Genomic DNA, 17,211 nt, shown 5'->3' with positions numbered 1-17,211 from the left:
GTTCGCGCGCCGTACACATGCGGAACAGGCTGTGTGTCGCCTGTGAAGGAGGCGTGGGGTTGTTGTCGCTTGTGACCCACGTGTATAGCGCGAGCGGTCGTTGCTGGGGTTTTCTCTGCATGTCACTGCCAACCCCCCACGCAATGAAGGGAATTGAAAGACCGCAGACCCCTTGCTCTGCATTGGCATGCCCCTGCCATTCCGGGGTGTGTCCTTCATGTGGCTCACACCGGCCGGCCCCACACCGACCGGGAAATCCCCCCACGAAAAGAGAAGCCTGCATGACCCACGGCAACATACGTCACCAGCGCACAGCCCTCGCGGCGGCCACCGCGGTCGCCGCCGCGGCCGCCCTGCTGAGCACCTCGCTCACCGCCTCGGCCGCCGCCCGGCCCACCGCCGACGCCGCTCGCCCGGCCGGTGCGCCCGTCACCCTGTCGGCCGCCGCCCGCACCGGTCTCATCCGCAACGCGCAGGCCGGGCTCGCCGGGACCGCCAAGGCCCTCGGCCTGGGCAGCCAGGAGAAGCTGGTCGTCAAGGATGTCGTCAAGGACGGCAACGGCACCGTCCACACCCGCTACGAGCGCACCTACGCCGGCCTCCCGGTGCTCGGCGGCGACCTGATCGTGCACACCTCCAAGTCCGGCAGGACGGAGGGCGTGACCAGAGCGTCGAAGACCACGCTGAAGCTCGCCTCGCTCACCCCGCGGATCGCCGCGGCCACCGCGCGGCAGCAGGCCCTGAGCCTGGCGAAGAAGGACCGTTCGGCGAAGCCCGCCGTCGACCGGGCTCCGCGCAAGGTCGTCTGGGCGGCGAGCGGCAAGCCCGTCCTCGCCTACGAGACCGTGGTCGGCGGCTTCCAGGACGACGGCACGCCGAACCAGCTGCACGTCATCACCGACGCCGCCACCGGCAAGAAGCTCTTCCAGTACCAGGGCATCGAGACCGGCGTCGGCAACACCCAGTACAGCGGCAAGGTCGACCTGGCGACGGCGCAGTCGGGCTCGTCGTACAACCTGACCGACGACACCCGCGGCGGCCACAAGACGTACAACCTGGACCACCAGCAGGACGGCACCGGCGCGTTGTTCTCCCAGGACAACGACACCTGGGGCGACGGAACCACGTCGAACGCCGCGACCGCCGCGGCCGACGCCGCCTATGGCGCGCAGGAGACGTGGGACTTCTACAAGAACACGTTCGGGCGCAGCGGCATCAAGAACGACGGTGTGGGCGCCTACTCGCGGGTCCACTACGGCGACTCGTACGTGAACGCGTTCTGGGACGACAGCTGCTTCTGCATGACGTACGGCGACGGCGAGGGCAACAACGACCCGCTGACCGCGCTGGACGTGGCCGGTCACGAGATGAGCCACGGTGTCACCTCCAACACCGCGGGCCTCGAGTACTCGGGCGAGTCGGGCGGCCTGAACGAGGCCACCTCGGACATCTTCGGCACGGGCGTGGAGTTCTACGCGAACAACAGCTCGGACCCCGGTGACTACCTCATCGGCGAGAAGATCAATATCAACGGTGACGGCACCCCGCTGCGCTACATGGACAAGCCCAGCAAGGACGGCGGTTCCGCCGACTACTGGAGCTCGTCCGTCGGCGACGAGGACGTCCACTACTCGTCCGGCGTCGCCAACCACTTCTTCTACCTGCTGTCCGAGGGCAGCGGCGCGAAGACCGTCAACGGGGTCGACTACGACTCGCCGACCAAGGACGGCTCGACGGTCACCGGTATCGGCCGGGACAAGGCGCTCCAGATCTGGTACAAGGCGCTGACGACGTACTTCACGTCGACCACCGACTACGCCGACGCCCGCAAGGGCACGCTGTCCGCGGCGACCGACCTGTACGGCGCCGACAGCGCCGAGTACAAGGCGGTCGAGGCGGCCTGGACCGGGGTCGACGTGCACTGAGCCGTCTCCCCGCTCGACCGACGGTGGCACCCGGGCCTGTGGTCCGGGTGCCACCCGTGTTCATACGTCGGCGTCGCGGATCAGCCACGCCCCGGCCACGACCGCGGCCGGTTCGTCCTCGCCCGGCGGCATCCCATCGGAGGACTCCTGCCGGTTGCCCCCGCGCGGCTCGGCGGCAAGGGGTTTCGGTCGCGAAGCGCGGCAGAACCGTCGGGCGCGCCGCACCCCGCCCAGTATTCCGGCAGCCCGCTCACGGATGCCGCGCAGGCCGCTCACAGGGCGCCGCGCAGGCCGCTCACGCAGTGCCGCGCAGGCCGGTCAGCAGGATCTCCAGGGCCAGGTCGGTCGCCTCCCCGACCGGTGTGTCGTCCAGCAGGGCACCGACGGCGAGCACGGCCAGGCCGTGGACGGTGGAGAAGGCGACCTGGGCGAGGCGCACCGCGTCGCCGGAACGGACGGCGCCGGTCCGCTGGGCCTCGGCGATCACCTCGGCCGCGATCTCCAGGCTGCGGTGCCCGAGCACCCGGATCTCGGCGTCCGGATCCACCTCGTGCTTGGCGGTGAACATCAGCTCCAGCAGCGCGGGCCGCTCGGTCGCGAACCCGATGTAGGCGCGCCCCAGTGCGGCCAGCCGGCCTTCGACGGGGCCGGGGCCTTCCGCCGCCGCCTCCATGCGCCGGTTCAGGTCGGTGAAACCGTCGGTCACGAGCGCGTCCAGCACAGCCTGCCGGTCGCGGAAATGCCGGGTCGGGGCGGCATGGCTCACGCCGAGGTCCCTGGCCAGCCCGCGCAGGGACAGCCCGACGGCGCCGCTCTCGGCCAACACTTCCTCCGCCCGCTCCAGCAGAGCGGCCCGCAGGTTGCCGTGGTGGTAGGAGCCCTCGGCCATGCTTCTCTCCCGATGTTGTCAGTTGACTACAATGATGTCACGCGCCTACATTGGCATGGCCGGCCCACCCCGAACGACCGACCGAAGCGGAGCCGCCTCCCATGCCCACCATGTCCTATCAGGGGACCACCGCCGTGATCACCGGCGCCAGCTCCGGCCTGGGCGAGGAGTTCGCCCGGCAGTGGGCCGAACGCGGCGCCGACGTCGTGCTCGTGGCCCGCCGCCTCGACCGGCTGGAGACCCTCGCCGCCGAGTTGGAGGGGCGGCACTCCGTCTCCGCCACGCCGGTCGCCATGGACCTCGCCGAGCCGGGCGCCGGCGTCGCACTGCGGGAGGAACTCGCCGCGCGCGGCAGGTCCGTCCAGACCTTGGTCAACAACGCCGGATTCGGCAGCCACGGCGCCTTCGCGGAGCAGGACCCGGAGCAGATCGCGCGCATGATCCGGCTCAACGTCGGGGCGGTCACCGAGCTGACCCGGGCCTTCCTGCCGCAGCTGGCCGCCGACGGCCGCGGCGCCCTCGTCAACGTCGCCAGTACGGCCGCCTACCAACCCACCCCGGCCATGGCCGTGTACGGCGCCACCAAGGCATTCGTCCTCAGCCTGACCGAGGCACTCGCGCACGAGAGCCGCGACCGCGCGCTGCGGGTGCTGGCGGTGTCCCCGGGGCCGGTCGCCACCGAGTTCTTCGATGTCGTCGGCAGCAGGAAGGCGATCGTCGGCCGGATGGCCACGGCCGCCGAGGTGGTGGCGGCGGCCCGTAGCGCTCTGGAGGGCCGCCGCACCCCGTCCAGCGTCATCGCCGGGCTCGGCAACCGTGTGTCGGCCACGGCGGCCCGGCTCGCCCCGCGCCGCATCACCCTGGCCGCGGCCGGCCGGGCCCTGGGGGCCTGACCGAACGGGGACGATACGGACGGCGGCTTTCGGCCCGGTTCGTGCGGCGCCGTCCGTGCGGCACTGCCCGTGGGACCGCCGGGACGCAAGAGACTCAACAGCCCGTACGGGGAAGGGGCGAGGGACCCGACCCCGTGCGGGAGGCCGCCTCGGCGATGGCGAGGAGCCGTCCGTCCACGAACCGTCCCCTTGACGCGCATCTCGCCTCACATGGCACCGTATCGAAGGGCCTCGGCGATGAACCGGCCCACTCACGACGCAGGAGCAGACGATGCCGAGCACGCTGGTGAACAGGTTCCGGCCGGTGGCCGTCGCGGCGATCGCCGCCGTCCGCCGGCCACTGCAGGTGGCGGATCCGTTCGCCGACGTCCAGGCCGCGACCCGGCGGCACCGGCGCGCCCACCGCTGCGGAGCGTTCGCCTACGGGGAGGGTTCGCTGCCCGCCGCGATCGTGGCGGCGGTCGGTGCCAGGCGGATCGTGGAAGTCGGTACGGCCCTGGGCTACACGGCTCTGGCGATGGCCCACGCGGCGCCGGGCGCGCGGGTGGAGACCGTCGAGATGGATCCCGACCACGTCCGTCTGGCCCGGGAACAGATCAGCGCGCACCGGATGGACGATCGCATCGACGTCCTGCCGGGCACCGCCGAGGCGGTTCTGAGGACACTGGACGGCGGCTCCTACGACGTGGCGTTCTTCGACGGCTTCACCCCCACCGGCGAAGTCGTCCGTGAACTCCACCGACTGCTGCGGATCGGCGGGACGCTGATCGTCGGCAACCTCATCCTGGGCCCGGACCCGGCGGTCGCCTCCCATCTCGGCGACACGTCCCGCTGGCGGACCCACTCCTTCGGCGAGACGGCGCTGTGCGTCAGACTCGCCTGAGCCGACCCGCCGGCGAGTGCCACGCCGTCGGCCCCCGGACCCGCGGTGACCGGGCACTCCCCCACTGTGGGAGTTGAGACCCCCCGTCACCTTCTGCGGGACCAGCCGCTGCCGATTCCCGCGACGTGCAGGGCCAGCGCGGTCAGTCCCAGGAGCATGATGTTGACGGACGAGAACGTGTGGTTGGTGCTGATCTCGGCCGCGTTGACGAGGAACGACACGAAGAACAGCACTGCCGCGACGATGCCGAGCATGACGGGCCCCTCTCGGTAGGAAGTGAAACCCGTATGCCCCGTCGGCGCGGTCTCAGGCGCGGGCGCGGGCGCGGCGGGAGCCTGTCGTCCGGTGCGGGGCGGCGTGATGTGCGGGCCGGCCCGTCGCGGGAACGGCGAGACGCCGCAGGGACAGGCTCGCGGTGACGAGGAGAGCGGTGAAGACGGCCAGGAGGAGGACGGACACCCACATCTCCCGGCTACCGGGCGCCTGCCGGACGGACCACACCGTGGACCCCGCCCACAGCAGGACACCCGCGGCGTAGAAGGAACGGACGCGGTGCAACTGCCGCACGGCCCGCAGGAATTCGATACGTTCGGTCTTCGGTGCCATACCGAGCCGGGTACCCCGATATGTGACGGGCATCAGGGCCGGCCGGCGCCCCGCGCCCCGACGGCCATGGGCGGCTGGGCCGCCGAACGGTCCGGCCGCGTGCCATCCGGGCGACACATCGGCATCAGCCCGCCCTCTTGGTGGTAGGTCTGACCGGTGTCCGGGCGCGAGCGCGACCTCCCGGTCACTCAAGGCCACGATCAGGAGTGACGATGCCCCCAAGCCCGGTGTCCCGGCCCTCAGACGGTCTCCGGCGCCCTGCGCTGCGGGAACGCTGGCGCCGGGTGCTGAACGATCACACCGTGCCCGCCCAGCGCTCGCTCATGGCTGCCTGGCTCGGCTTCGGCTGCACCTTCGGCGCGGCACGGCTGATCACTCATGGCATCCGGGGCGGCTGGCTGCCCTGGGGAAACATCTCCGCCGGCCGGACGCATCTGCACCACTACAACTTCGGCATCGCCACGCTCGCGGGCGTCGGACTGGTGGCGGTCCGTGGCGACGAGGCCTACGTCGGCCATCCCGGGATCGGTGCCCTGTACGGTGCCGGTTCGGCGCTGATCGCCGACGAGTTCGCCCTGCTTCTCGACCTCAAGGACGTGTACTGGGCCAGACAGGGACGCATCAGCGTGGACGTCTCCCTGGGCATCCTCAGTGCGTTGGGTCTCTATCTGACGGCGGTTCCGTTCTGGCACGAGATCACCAAGGTCACCCGCGACCATCTCCAGGGGCGCCCGGCCGACGCGGCGTGAGCGCCCGGTCCAGGGCCTCTCGTTTGGATCATGCCGGGCTCGCGGGCCCTGGCACCGTGCCCTGATCCGGCCTGATCCAAACGAAAGACCCTAGCCGGCCGGTTGCGTGATGACACCGCGGCCGGACGGCGAGTGGAGCTGCTCGCGGGCCGGGCCACCGCAATGCGCGCACACCACCGCCGCCTGGAAACGGTGCCCGCACGCGTGCTGGAAGCGCATCGGCGGGTCCTCGGCGTTCAGATGCCGGTCACCCCACGCCATCAACGTCAGCAGCACGTCGTTGAGTTCCGCACCCGCCTCGGTCAGGTGGTACTCGTAGCGCGGGGGATGCGCACTGTACAGCTCACGGCGCACGATGCCGGTGGCCTCCAGCTTGCGCAGCCGGGTGGTCAGAATGTCCCGCGGCGCACCCGTGTTCGCCGCGATCCCCCCGAAGCGCCGTACACCATGGCTGAGCTCACGCACGATGAGCAGAGCCCACCGCTCCCCCACCAGACTCAAGGTGTCCGTTATAGAGCATTCCCGAGGCGACATGACTGCGAGAATAACCCGGGGCCGGACCGGCGCAGACGTGCGGGGGACGGCGGAGCGCGCCCCCGGGCCGGATCGGGTCTTCCCGCCCGGCCCGCTGGTCGGGGAGGGTGAAGCATACGAGCGGATGACTGGCGTCTCACCCAGGACGTCGACGGCTTTCTCGACCGGACCGGCACGTTCCTGCACGCGCGACCGGTACGACACCTCGTCACCCTGTCCGCGTTCCGGAGACTACGGGAGCAGGAGGCGGGCGCGAGCGGCGCCCAGAGCCCCACGACGGAAACGCGAGTCCCCGTCCTCGGGTGGGTGGAGCGGGCCGGTGAGGTCGCCGGGACCTTCTATCATCCGCCCTCGGGCGGCATCGGGCTCACCCCCCTGTCCCCCGCGCAGGCCGACGCTCTCGCCGCCCGGCTGGCCGGCCTCGGGTATTCGTTGCCCCATGTCAGCGCGGACCGCGACACCGCGGCCGCGTTCGTGAAGGCGTGGCAGCGACATACCGGGGTGGGGGCGGCCGTGCGGGTGCGGCTGTGTCTGTACCGGCTCGGGGAACTGACACCACCGCGGCCGGTCCCGGCGGGGCGAGGACGGCCCGTCGGCGAGCACGGCGGCGACCGGGACCGGCTGATGGACTGGTGCCGGGAGTTCGCGGCCGATGTCGAGGAGGACGTGACCATCGACGCCGGCACCTGGGCGGGCACCCGCTTCGCCCGCAAGCGGTACACGTTCTGGGAGTCGCCCGACGGCGTGCCGGTCTCCATGGCAGGGGTGAATCCGGTGCTCGCCGGGGTGGCCCAGGTGGATCCCGTCTACACCCCGGCCCGCTTCCGGGGGCGCGGGTACGCGGGCGCGGTGACGGTGGCGGTCAGCCGGGTGGCGCTGGCCGCGGGCGCCGAGAGCGTCGTCCTGTTCACGAACGCGGCCAATGCGACGAGCAACGCCCTGTACCAGCGCCTCGGGTACGTCCGGGTGACCGACTGGGCGGTGTACGACTTCGCACAACCCCGGCCCCGGTCCCAGCCGTAGCCGTAGCCGGAAGGGTCCAGGAATCGTGGCCGGTGTTCGACGCCGGGCGCTCGGCCGGTCCGGTGCATGTGGTGTCCCCGGCCGATCGCGCCCGGGGACACCGGGGTCAGCGCCTGGCTCCGCAGGAGGGGCAGAAGGCGGCGTCGTGCGGGAGGCTCTGATGGCAGGCGGAGCAGCTCAGGGGCTGGGCCAGATGGTGGCCGCAGCCATGGCAGAAGGCGCCGCCCCGGGTCTCGGTACGGCAGTTGGGGCAGACCAGCTGGCGGGGGGTGGTGACGTCGTACCCCGTCCCCTGCTGTTGGCCGACGTCGTACGCGCGCTGGGCGACCATGTCGTTCAGGCCACGCTGCTGGGCCGCCTGCGCCTCGGCCGCGGTGTCCGGCGAACAGGTCAGACACAGTCCCTGCCCCTGGTTCCAGCAGCGGGCGCAGACGTAGGAGGTGCAGCGCGGGCAGCGGTTGAAATGCCCCTGGGCACGTTCGATGGCGCGGGTGAAGGCGGCGTCCCGCTGGCTGCCGAAGTTCGCTCCCGCCAGCCCGTCCGCGGCGTTGGTCACGCTCTGGCCGGTGCTGCCGCCGATGACCGACCAGGCGGCGTTCACACCCCGGGACAGCCAGCCGGCCATCTGTCCGGCCCGGAACGGCTCGAACGGCGAACGCCAGGTGTCCCAGCAGCGCGAGCACGAGAACTCGAACTGGAAACCCGCGCCGGTGCCTTGCTGGACGCACAGGTCGCGGTGGTTGTTGCTGAAATAGATCTCGGTGCCCATGACGGCCGTCTCCCCCACACAAGTCGATCCCGGCGAGGAGTGTATAGCCGTCGGCCGGCAGAGGTCCGGGGGCTGATGCCGACGGCCGCTGCCACTAGTCTCTCGACAGCCTTTCCAACCGATCGGAAGCGAGACGCACATGACCTCTGCGAGACCCCTCAACACCGCCACCGCATGGCTGGTGCGCCTGTTATCCGCGCTCACCCTGGTCGCGGGCGGAGTCGTCTTCTTCTCCGGTACCGCCGAGGCCGCCACCATATGCGGCAACGTCTCGGTACCGCCGGGCTATGTGATCACCTCGGAGTCGCTCACCGCGAGTTGTACCGGCGGCTACCTGACCGAGACCATCCAGCCGCCGTCCAACGGACTCGCCGTCTGCCTCAACGGCCCGGTCCCGACCGGTTACGCGGTCACCTCGATCTACACCACCAACAACTGCGGCCCCTACCAGACCGGCCGGATCAACACGGTCAGCAACGGCATGCGGATCTGCGGGAACTCCAATGACTCGCTGCCGAACGGCTACGTGATCACCGGTGAGGGACCGGACAGCACGTGCTCGCAGTGGTACGGCGAGACGGTCAACCTCGCGAGCAACGGCATCGCCGTCTGCGGCAATTCGCCGATTCCCGCCAACTACGTGATCACGTCCAGCTACCAGAACGCAGCCTGCGGCATCTACCTCGGCGCCCGGCTCAACACCGCCTCCGACGGTATGACGTTCTGCGGCAACTCGCCGATCCCGGCCAACTACGTGATCACCGCGAACTTCCAGATCAGCAGCTGCGGCCAGTACCTGGGCGGCCGTCTGAACGTGGCCTACAACGGCATCATCGCCTGCGCCGACTCCCCCACCCCGCCCGGATACTGGGTCTCCGCCAACGGCATCCAGTCCTCCGCGTGCAGCCCGTACCAGGCGGAGCGCCTGAACAACAGCTGATCCCCGGCACCCACTTCCGATCCGGCCCGCCGCCGACCGGAGCGGCGGACCGGACCAGGGGGCGATGACGTCACCGGCGTGCCGGGCGAGCGGGCGGCGATCTGCCAGATGGCCGCTCGTCGCACGGCCCACAGCTCACAGCTCACAGCTCACAGGTGGGTGCGCGGTACGAGGCCGTGGGGCGGGCGGCACCGGGCTGCCGGGCGTGCTGTCGGGCGCCGTCGAGCCGAAGGCGGCGGCCCGTCTCCGGTGGGGTGACCGAACGGCTCGCGGCCTGACGCCCGCGTCGGTCCGCGCGCGTCCTCCTGCGTCGGAGCCCGGGAAGGCGCCGCCCTCTCCCTCTCCTCGCCCACACTGGTGGCATGCATCTGCACATCGAAGCTCACACCCTGCCCGGCCCAAACTGCGGCCCCGGCCCCGGCTTCCCGGGGATCAGCGGGATCGAGGTCGCGGTCCAGCGCAAGGACCGGCCCGGCGAGCTGCTCGATCCGCAGCCCGGCGACGCGCCGACGGCGACCTGGACGCTCCCCTGCGCGTTCACCGGCGACGGCGAGCTGCACGGTCCGTACGTGCAGAACCGGCTCGGCGGGCGCTTCGTCTACCTCTCCTGGCTCGGCAGGCGGCCCGGCGAGGAGGTCTCACGGATGTTCCGGCGCGCCAAGCTGATGCTCGACGAGGTCGCGCCGCAGGTGCTCGACGAGGCACGGCTGAGCGGCGTGCTGGTGGCCCGGCTCGCTCTCACCGACGCCCGGGGCGGTCCGCTGTGCGGGCGGGTGCCGCTCCCGGCGGTCGTCTGGAGCGCGGGCGAGCCGTCGGACGCCTGAGCCCGCGGCTCCGCCCGGTGGTGTCGGCCGTACCGGTGCCGAGGACGGCCCTTCGGTGGCCTGGGCACCGGGGCTTGGGCACCGGGGCTTGGCTTCCTGGGTGCCGTCCCCGGCCGATGTCGTCGGGCCGGGTCGGGGCGACGTCGCCGTCGAGCCGGTTCCCCGGACGCGCCGGTCGTCGCCCCGGACGCGCGCCTCGCCGTCGATCGCCGTCGGGCGCGACCTCCCGTACCGGCTGATTCGCTGTCAACGAGTCCCGCGACCTCCCGCACCGGTTGAGTCGCGATCAACAGGCCCGGCCCCGGCCCTGAGTCGGATCCGGCAGCGGAGCGGTGGACGGTCCGGACCCTCGTCGTCGCCTCGGCGGTGTCCCTGCGTCGGGAGCCCCACCGGGCCGGGGCCGAACGCCAGGCGAACGTCAAGCTGCCGTCATGGAGACGCCGACCGGGGGCGCCGAGGATGTGGTGCAACGGCAGGGGCGAGAACAGGGGCCGGCCCGGCACCCGTCGCCTCCTGTCGGCAGAAGGGACAGCTCCGATGCAGTTCCGCACAAAGCTCGCCGTGGTGGCGACGGCCGGCCTGCTGGCCTCCGGGCTCGCGTTCGCCGGCGAGGCGCAGGCCGCCACCGGGTCGCCCTCCGCGAACGTGTCCCCGAAGTGCTCCAACTCCTACGGTGCGCTGAGGGCCTATTACCTCACCGGCTACTCCGGGCCCTGCGAGGAGTTCTGGGCGACCTGGCACGACACCTCCGGCATCACCTTCAGCAACGGTGTCACGGTCACCGGCGGCCAGGTCTGGAGTGCGGAGAACGACAGCTGGCGCAACGCCAACATGTACTCCGGCGCCTGGGGCCAGGGGAACCTGCACATCCAGTACGCCGCGACCTCCAGCAACAACCTCAAGGGCCTCGGGCTCCTCAACTCGCTGAGCTGGACGCCCGACTGGAACTGACACCGGCGTCCTGAACCGCAATCGCCGACCGGCCGGCATCCGCAACCGCCGGCCGGTCGGCGTCCGGTGTCGCAGACCGTCGGCGCGGCGTGCCACGGCAGTGGTCGCCGCGCCGGCCTGCCAGACCCCCGCCACATCCCCGCCGTATCCGCATCACGATGGAGCCGAGGTCCCGCCCGTGATCCCCAAGCCCAACCACCTTGGCCGCGCCACCGGACCGCTCCTGCTCGCGTGCGTGCTGACGGGCGCCGCGACCGCCTGCGACGGCCCGCCGACGGCTCGGCCGCACTCCGACGCCGGGCACGCCACGGTCAGTGCCGCCGACATGCCCCTGCCCGCCAGGGTCCCGGTGACATCGGTCGGTGCGTCCCCGACCGCCTGGCAACTGCCCATGGACGCCTACCAGTACACACCGGCCCAGTCCGCCGAGATCCAGGGCGCCGTCTACGCGCTGGCCAACTCCTGTATGCGCGGCCTGGGTTACTCCACCGACCTGCCCACACGGCTGCACCCGGGCCCCGACCACAACGCCTTCCGCTACGGACCGGTGACGGACGCCCAGGCGGCTCAGGGTTACCGCTGGATGCTGCGCAAGGCCGACCCCACCGGTGCCGGCGCCCCGGACCCGACCGGCGAGGAGTACGGCGCGCTGCTCGGCAAGTCCCGGCACGGACGCAACGGGCGTCCCGTCCCCACGGGCGGCTGCCTCGGCTCGGCCCGCGGCGCCTTGGACAGCGGGGGAGGCCGCGTCGACCTCCCCGACGTGATCCGCGCCATCGCCGATGACAGCTACGCGCTCTCCCAGCGCACCGCCCAGGTTCAGACGGTCTTCCACGCCTGGTCGGCCTGCATGCGGCAGGCCGGGTATCACTATCCGGACCCGACCGCGCCCGCCCGTGACAAGGCGCTCGTCGGTACGGCGCCCAGCGGGACCGGACCGGTCCCGGCGGCGGGCCCGCGCGAGGTGGCCGTGGCCCGCGCTGACGTGGCCTGCAAACGCCAGGTCGGGCTCCTGTCGGTGTGGTACTCCGTCGAACGGACCCTGCAGACCGAGGCGGCCGCCCGCCATGCCGCCGAGCTCGCTCCCGTCCCGGCCGCCATCGCCCGGACCGTGCGCAACGCCACCGCCGCCCTGACCGCCGGTGGCCACCCCGGCTGAACCGGGCCCGCACGCTGAACAGGGGACCCACGCGCCACGCTTCCCCTCCGCCTGAGCGGCCGCGAGCCCGGTGCAGACTTGCCCTCCCCCAGAACAAGCGGCAGTTGAACCCGTACAGGCTGTTGACCGAGAATGGTTCGACTGACTTGTGCCGTTTCGACGGCCAACCGTTTCCAGGGGGGGAAATGGGCAGTAGTGCCTTTGGAGAGCTTCTGCGCGACTGCAGGCTCTCGGCCGGCTGGACACAGGACGAATTAGCCGACCGGTCAGGGGTGTCGTCCCACTCGATCAGCGTGCTGGAGGCGGGGCGGCGACAGCCGCGGCTCTCCTCGGTGAGCCGGCTCGCCGACGCCCTCGCGCTCGATCCGCGCCGCCGTGAGCAGTTGCTCGCGGCGGCGCGCACCGTATCCGCCCCGCCCCGCCCCGCCGTCGCCCGCGGACCAGCGCGGCCGCGCCCCGGCGCACCCTGCCAACTCCCTTACGACACCCGGCTGTTCACCGGCCGGGCACGGGAGCTCGACCAACTGCTGGCACTGGCCAGGTCGGCGCCTGCGGGCAGTTCCTCCGGCATGGTGGTGATCTCGGCGATCGACGGCATGGGCGGCGTGGGCAAGTCCGCGCTGGCCGTCCGCGCCGGGCACCGGGTGCGCGGCCAGTTCCCCGACGGGCAGCTCTTCGTGGACCTGCACGGCCACACGGCCGGGATCTCGCCGGTCACGCCCGCCGACGCCCTGGACTGGCTGCTGCGTTCGCTGGGCGTGCCGCCGCAGCAGATACCCGAGGACCTGAGCACCCGCTCCGCCCTGTACCGGGAACGGCTCGCCGACACCCGCACCCTGATCGTCCTCGACAACGCCGCCAGCAGCGCGCAGGTGCGCCCGCTCCTGCCCGGCACGCCCGGCTGCCTGGTCCTGATCACCAGCCGCAAGCGACTGACCGGCCTCGACGACGCACACGGTCTCGCCGTCGACGTGCTCCCGGACGCGGACGCGATCGCGCTGCTGCACGAAGGCGCGGGCCCCGGCCGTATCCCCGCCGGTCATCCGGCGACCGACGAGCTCGTCCGGCTCTGCGGCCGGCTGCCGCTGGCGATCCGCATCGCCGCCGGGCGGCTGCGCCACCACCGCGGCCTGGACCTCGACGACCTGGTGGACAGGCTCCGCGACGAGCACCAGCGCCTGGCTCATCTGACCGACGAGGACCGCAGCCTGACCGCCGTCTTCGCGACCTCCTTCGCCTCCATAGCCCCCGACGAACAGAACCTGCTGCGGCTGCTGGGCCGATTCCCCGGCTACGACATCGACACCTGTGCCGTCGCCGCCCTGGCCGGCATCGACCAGCGCGGCGCGGAGCGGCTGCTGGAATCCCTGCTGCACCACAACCTGCTGCTCCAGCGCACCCCCGGGCGCTACCTCTTCCACGACCTCATCGGTCTCTACGCCCGGTCGAAAGCCGAAGAAGAGACCGGGGAGACGGACCGCGACGCCCCGTTGCACAGGCTCGCCAGGTACTACCAGGACACCGCCGCGCGGGCCAATGAGCACCTGGCACGCCGTACCCGCCCCGGCCGGCGCCCGGAGCCGGCGGCACCGGCTGCCCTCCCCGCGCTGACCGACCGGCCGAAGGCCCTGGCCTGGATGCGCAGCGAGCACCGCAACCTGCTCGCGCTCCTCGGCCACCCCGCCCTCGCACTCCTCCCCTCGTTCACCGTGTCGATCTCCGCCGACCTGGCGGCCTTCCTCCTGCTGGAGGGGCACTGGGGCCAGGCCGCCGCGCTGCACCGGTCCGCGATGGCCGCGGCCGCGGCGGCCGGTGACCGCCGCGGCGAGGCGGACGCCCTGTGCGATCTGGGCCGGGCCCGGCACGCGACCGGCGACTACCGGGCCGCGGCGGAGCTGTACGAGGAGGCCCTGGCGATCCACCAGAAGCTGGGCGACGGGCACGGCGAGGCCAACGACCTGCACGAGCTCGGCCGCATCCGGCTGCTGACCGGGGAGATCCAGGAGGCGGCCTGGCTGCACGAGCGGGCCGTGGCCGCCTTCCGGGCTCTCGGCGACCGGCTGGGCGAGGCCCGCGCGCTGTGCGATCTGGGCCGGGCCCGGCACTCCTCGGGCGACTCCCCCGCCGCGGTCGAGCTGACCTTGCAGGTGCTCACCCTGTACCGGACCATGGGAGACCGCCGCGGCGAGGCCGCCGCCCTGCACGATCTGGCCTACGTCCTGGACGACATGGGTGACCGGGACGGCGCCGGGGACTTCTATCAGGAGGCGCTGTCGATCTACGAGGACCTCAACAGCGTGCAGGGCGTGGCCAACGCCCTGCGCGGACTCGGCCGGGTCCGGCACGCCGTCGGTGACCACCGTGCCGCGGCCGAGCTGCACCAGCGCTCGCTGGACACCTGCCGGAAGGCGGGCAGCCGCCATGGCGAGGCCGACTCGCTGCTCGGCCTGGGCCGGGCCCGCGACGCGCTGGGGGACGACGCTGACGCCGTCGCGCTCTACCGGCGGGCGCTGGCGCTCTACCAGGAGATCGGCAGCCGGGTCGGCGAGACCAAGGCCCTGCTCGCTCTGGGGGCGCTGACCGAGCGGACGGCGGACCCGCGCGCGGCGCTGCTCCTCCATCAGCAGGCGCTGGCGCTCGCCCACGACACCCGCAGCCCGCTGAGCGAGGCGCGCGCTCTGGAGGGCGCCGCCCGTTGCGCCCTCGCTCTCGGTGACAGCGCCGCCGCCCTGGCCGGCCTGGAGGATGCGCTGGCTCTCTATCGCCGGCTCGGCTCGCCCTCGGCCGCGGACGCCGCCGCCCGGCTCTCCGCCCTGCGGACCGGCCCCGCTCCGGCCGCTGGAGGCCGGCCGCCGCAGTGGTCCACCAGTGCTCCGACGCGCCCGGCGCCGTGAGCGCACGGCCCGGTGGGCTGTGGGGCCTCTCGCCGAACCGGCCGCGCGGCGCGGCGCAACGGTGTGCGGGGCGGCCCGGGACGGCGGCTGCTTCGGCCGGGGGCCCGGTACCGATCAGCGATCGTCAAGGAGGGCGACCGCTTCGGCGAAGTCGGCGTGCGCGGGTTCGAAGGATCGCGCCGCGACGAGGAACATCGAGCGGTCGGTGAGGGCGCGGGCGAGGCGCGCGGGGTCGTCGGGCAGGCGGCGGGCGAGCGTCACGCCCTCGTCGAAGTACGGCGTGAACCGCTCCTCGAACAGATGGGGGCGGTCGCCTTCGCGGAGGGCCACGCGGATGCCGATCCTGCGTCGGACGTCGGCCAGTTGGGGCAGCCGGCCGGCCGCACGCAGGCGCGTCGCCTCCGCTTCGAGGTCCGGCAGCATGCCGAGAAAACCGTCCCGTACGTCGCGCGAGCATCCGAGCGCCGCGCCGAACGGCGGCATCGGGGACTTTGGGCTCGCGGCGGGTTCGGCCGCCCGCCCCGACAGGACGAAGAGCGTTCTCCACCACCCGAGGAGGCAACTCCAGTTCTTCGGCTCGCCGGTGGTGGCGAGCTCCTCCAGGACGCCCAGGGCCTCTCGCCGGGCGGCGGCGGCGCCCGCCCCGTCCCCGGCGCTCTCCCGCATCCGGGAGAAGTGGACCAGCTCCCAGGTGAGTACGGCCAGAGCGGTGCGCTGTCCGGCGGCCTTGCGCCGGGTCTCCTCAAGGAGTTCGCGGAACACGGTCGACGCGGCGTCATGCAGCCCGGCGCCCGAGGGCGAACAGGGAAGCCTGGTAGGCGTCCAGGGCCCGGCACAACCGCTCCGCCCTGTCCGGCGCCCCGGCCTCCGTCCGGCGAGCGGCCCGGGAAGCCTCGGCGGCCAGCGCGACCTCCATCTGCGGGTCCCGGCTCTCACGGCGCAGCGCGAGCAGGGCGTCGACCAGCCTCGGCAGGTACGCCTTCGGACTCACCTCGGCCAGCACCCGGTACGCGCCCAGCAGTTGGGCCCGGCTCGGCCGACCGGACCCCAGCAACAGCACACGGGCCCGCAGCACCTCGTCGTGATCGATCGTCACCAAGTCCCCCTCCCCCGTCTCCGGATGGCGTACGAGGGAGATTCTGCGAGGTGGGGAACGGACCGGACAAGCCTCGCCAACTGTGCGTTCCGTCCTACGGAAAGCGACGCCGGCCTGTCATGACGGACATGCCTTCACCCGTTCGCCCAGTAGACCGGCCGCGGTCTTCCAGGCGGCGGTGACGGCGAGTTGGGCCTGCGCGGTGGCCGCCGGTCCGTCTCCGTCGAGCCGCAGAGGCGGGCCGACGTGGAGGTGGAGGCGGGGGCGTCGCAGTGGAGCGGTCGCCAGGCCCGCGAGCTGCTTCACGGCCGAACCGGAGGCGACGCGGCGCGCCCCGGCCTGGCCGACCGGGATCACGGGCGCGCCGGTGCGGTGCGCGAGCCGGGCGAGTCCGCGGCGGAAGGTGCCCGGCGCGGCTTCGGTCGCGTCCTTGCGGTCGGGCAGTCCGCCCTCGGCGTAGATGAGGATGTGCCGGCCCTGCTCCAGCGCCTCCTGGGCGAGGTCGATCGCCTGGGGCGCGCGGGGGTCGCCGCGGTGGACGGGGATATGGCCTTCGCGGGCGAGGACACGGCCGAGCAGCGGCACCCGCCACAGGCCGGCGGTCGCCATGACGACGGGCCGGGCGCCCAGGCGGTGCAGTGCGGCCAGGACGATCGCCGGGTCCGCGAGTGAGGTGTGGTTGGCCGCGATGATCCCGGCCGGGGGGAGGCAGGCGTCTTCGTCGGCGGTGATCGTCAGCCGTCCGACGGCGGGGACCAGCTGATCGGCGAGGCGGCTGAGCACAGGGTTCTCCGGTTCGCTCGGGATGAGCCACATCGTCGCCGATGGAACGGAGGTACGCCTGAGTGTCCGTACTCATCTCGCGGCCGACCGGTCGGGCGCCGCTTCGGCGAGCCACCCGACTCGACCGCGGCTCCCGGCCGCCTCGCGTCCCGCTTCCCGCATGCCCGCGCTACCGCCCGCACGCGGGCCTCAAGGCGGAGAGGGCAGGATTCGAACCTGCGTGGGCCCCGAAGGGCCCGACCTCGAGACGGACTCGGCGGTCCCCGATCAACCACTCCGGGCACCTCTCCCTG

18 protein-coding genes and 1 pseudogene are annotated in these 17,211 nt (G+C 72.6%); 10 read left to right on the top strand and 9 right to left on the bottom strand.

Annotation, left to right across the window (positions count from 1 at the left end; translation table 11 throughout):
• Positions 1–281: 281 nt before the first annotated feature.
• Positions 282–1,925 carry a M4 family metallopeptidase gene (locus tag AB0N90_RS18945; RefSeq protein WP_365197941.1) on the top strand — a complete coding sequence of 548 codons (1,644 nt, stop codon included), beginning with the start codon at positions 282–284 and terminating at the stop codon, positions 1,923–1,925.
• 295 nt (positions 1,926–2,220) lie between these two features.
• Here the strand turns inward: AB0N90_RS18945 and AB0N90_RS18940 are convergent, their stop codons facing one another.
• Positions 2,221–2,814: a WHG domain-containing protein gene (locus AB0N90_RS18940; protein WP_365197938.1), complete on the bottom strand. Its 594-nt coding sequence runs from the start codon at positions 2,812–2,814 to the stop codon at positions 2,221–2,223.
• A gap of 110 nt (positions 2,815–2,924) precedes the next feature.
• Here AB0N90_RS18940 and AB0N90_RS18935 point away from each other — a divergent pair, with 110 nt between their 5' ends.
• Positions 2,925–3,707: an SDR family oxidoreductase gene (locus AB0N90_RS18935; protein ID WP_365197937.1), complete on the top strand. Its 783-nt coding sequence runs from the start codon at positions 2,925–2,927 to the stop codon at positions 3,705–3,707.
• Between the two features lie 271 nt (positions 3,708–3,978).
• Entirely contained in the window at positions 3,979–4,590 is a 612-nt protein-coding gene (locus AB0N90_RS18930) for a class I SAM-dependent methyltransferase (RefSeq protein ID WP_365197935.1), read from the top strand.
• A gap of 86 nt (positions 4,591–4,676) precedes the next feature.
• Here AB0N90_RS18930 and AB0N90_RS18925 read toward each other — a convergent pair whose 3' ends face one another.
• Entirely contained in the window at positions 4,677–4,844 is a 168-nt protein-coding gene (locus AB0N90_RS18925) for a hypothetical protein (protein ID WP_164932666.1), read from the bottom strand.
• A 52-nt stretch (positions 4,845–4,896) separates the two neighbouring features.
• Positions 4,897–5,196: a hypothetical protein gene (locus AB0N90_RS18920; RefSeq protein ID WP_365197933.1), complete on the bottom strand. Its 300-nt coding sequence runs from the start codon at positions 5,194–5,196 to the stop codon at positions 4,897–4,899.
• A gap of 284 nt (positions 5,197–5,480) precedes the next feature.
• On the opposite strand from AB0N90_RS18920, the gene AB0N90_RS18915 reads away from it, so the two are divergent.
• Entirely contained in the window at positions 5,481–5,945 is a 465-nt protein-coding gene (locus AB0N90_RS18915; protein WP_361683839.1) for a hypothetical protein, read from the top strand.
• Between the two features lie 90 nt (positions 5,946–6,035).
• On the opposite strand, the gene AB0N90_RS18910 is transcribed toward AB0N90_RS18915, so the two are convergent.
• Positions 6,036–6,479, bottom strand: coding sequence for a helix-turn-helix domain-containing protein (locus AB0N90_RS18910; protein WP_365197931.1), 444 nt, complete (start codon positions 6,477–6,479; stop codon positions 6,036–6,038).
• A 306-nt stretch (positions 6,480–6,785) separates the two neighbouring features.
• Here AB0N90_RS18910 and AB0N90_RS18905 point away from each other — a divergent pair, with 306 nt between their 5' ends.
• Positions 6,786–7,502 (top strand): GNAT family N-acetyltransferase, encoded by a 717-nt coding sequence (locus AB0N90_RS18905; RefSeq protein WP_365197929.1) that lies wholly within the window; start codon positions 6,786–6,788, stop codon positions 7,500–7,502.
• A 106-nt stretch (positions 7,503–7,608) separates the two neighbouring features.
• Here AB0N90_RS18905 and AB0N90_RS18900 read toward each other — a convergent pair whose 3' ends face one another.
• Positions 7,609–8,271, bottom strand: a complete 663-nt coding sequence (locus tag AB0N90_RS18900; RefSeq protein WP_361682227.1) for a zinc ribbon domain-containing protein — start codon at positions 8,269–8,271, stop codon at positions 7,609–7,611.
• A gap of 139 nt (positions 8,272–8,410) precedes the next feature.
• Here AB0N90_RS18900 and AB0N90_RS18895 point away from each other — a divergent pair, with 139 nt between their 5' ends.
• From AB0N90_RS18895 to AB0N90_RS18875, 5 genes are all read left to right on the top strand, one after another.
• Positions 8,411–9,211 carry a hypothetical protein gene (locus AB0N90_RS18895; protein ID WP_365197927.1) on the top strand — a complete coding sequence of 267 codons (801 nt, stop codon included), beginning with the start codon at positions 8,411–8,413 and terminating at the stop codon, positions 9,209–9,211.
• 362 nt (positions 9,212–9,573) lie between these two features.
• Positions 9,574–10,035 (top strand): DUF5990 family protein, encoded by a 462-nt coding sequence (locus AB0N90_RS18890; RefSeq protein ID WP_365197924.1) that lies wholly within the window; start codon positions 9,574–9,576, stop codon positions 10,033–10,035.
• 537 nt (positions 10,036–10,572) lie between these two features.
• Positions 10,573–10,986 (top strand): hypothetical protein, encoded by a 414-nt coding sequence (locus tag AB0N90_RS18885; protein ID WP_361682218.1) that lies wholly within the window; start codon positions 10,573–10,575, stop codon positions 10,984–10,986.
• A 178-nt stretch (positions 10,987–11,164) separates the two neighbouring features.
• A complete protein-coding gene (locus AB0N90_RS18880; RefSeq protein WP_365197921.1) occupies positions 11,165–12,145 on the top strand; it encodes a hypothetical protein in 981 nt (326 codons plus the stop codon).
• Positions 12,146–12,330: 185 nt separating this feature from the next.
• Complete coding sequence (locus AB0N90_RS18875; RefSeq protein ID WP_365197918.1) at positions 12,331–15,039, top strand: tetratricopeptide repeat protein; 2,709 nt, start codon at positions 12,331–12,333, stop codon at positions 15,037–15,039.
• A gap of 114 nt (positions 15,040–15,153) precedes the next feature.
• Here the strand turns inward: AB0N90_RS18875 and AB0N90_RS18870 are convergent, their stop codons facing one another.
• The 4 genes and pseudogenes from AB0N90_RS18870 to AB0N90_RS18855 form a co-directional block, all read right to left on the bottom strand.
• Positions 15,154–15,801, bottom strand: a complete 648-nt coding sequence (locus AB0N90_RS18870; RefSeq protein WP_365197915.1) for a hypothetical protein — start codon at positions 15,799–15,801, stop codon at positions 15,154–15,156.
• A gap of 13 nt (positions 15,802–15,814) precedes the next feature.
• Positions 15,815–16,135 (bottom strand): hypothetical protein, encoded by a 321-nt coding sequence (locus AB0N90_RS18865; RefSeq protein WP_365197912.1) that lies wholly within the window; start codon positions 16,133–16,135, stop codon positions 15,815–15,817.
• A gap of 117 nt (positions 16,136–16,252) precedes the next feature.
• Positions 16,253–16,951, bottom strand: coding sequence for a lysophospholipid acyltransferase family protein (locus AB0N90_RS18860; protein ID WP_365197910.1), 699 nt, complete (start codon positions 16,949–16,951; stop codon positions 16,253–16,255).
• Between the two features lie 162 nt (positions 16,952–17,113).
• Positions 17,114–17,208 (bottom strand): annotated as a pseudogene (locus AB0N90_RS18855).
• Positions 17,209–17,211: the final 3 nt, after the last annotated feature.

It is taken from the genome of Streptomyces sp. NPDC093018 (assembly GCF_040684035.1).
In the GTDB taxonomy this organism is placed as follows: domain Bacteria; phylum Actinomycetota; class Actinomycetes; order Streptomycetales; family Streptomycetaceae; genus Streptomyces; species Streptomyces murinus.
This window is presented reverse-complemented; position numbering and strand designations above follow the sequence as displayed.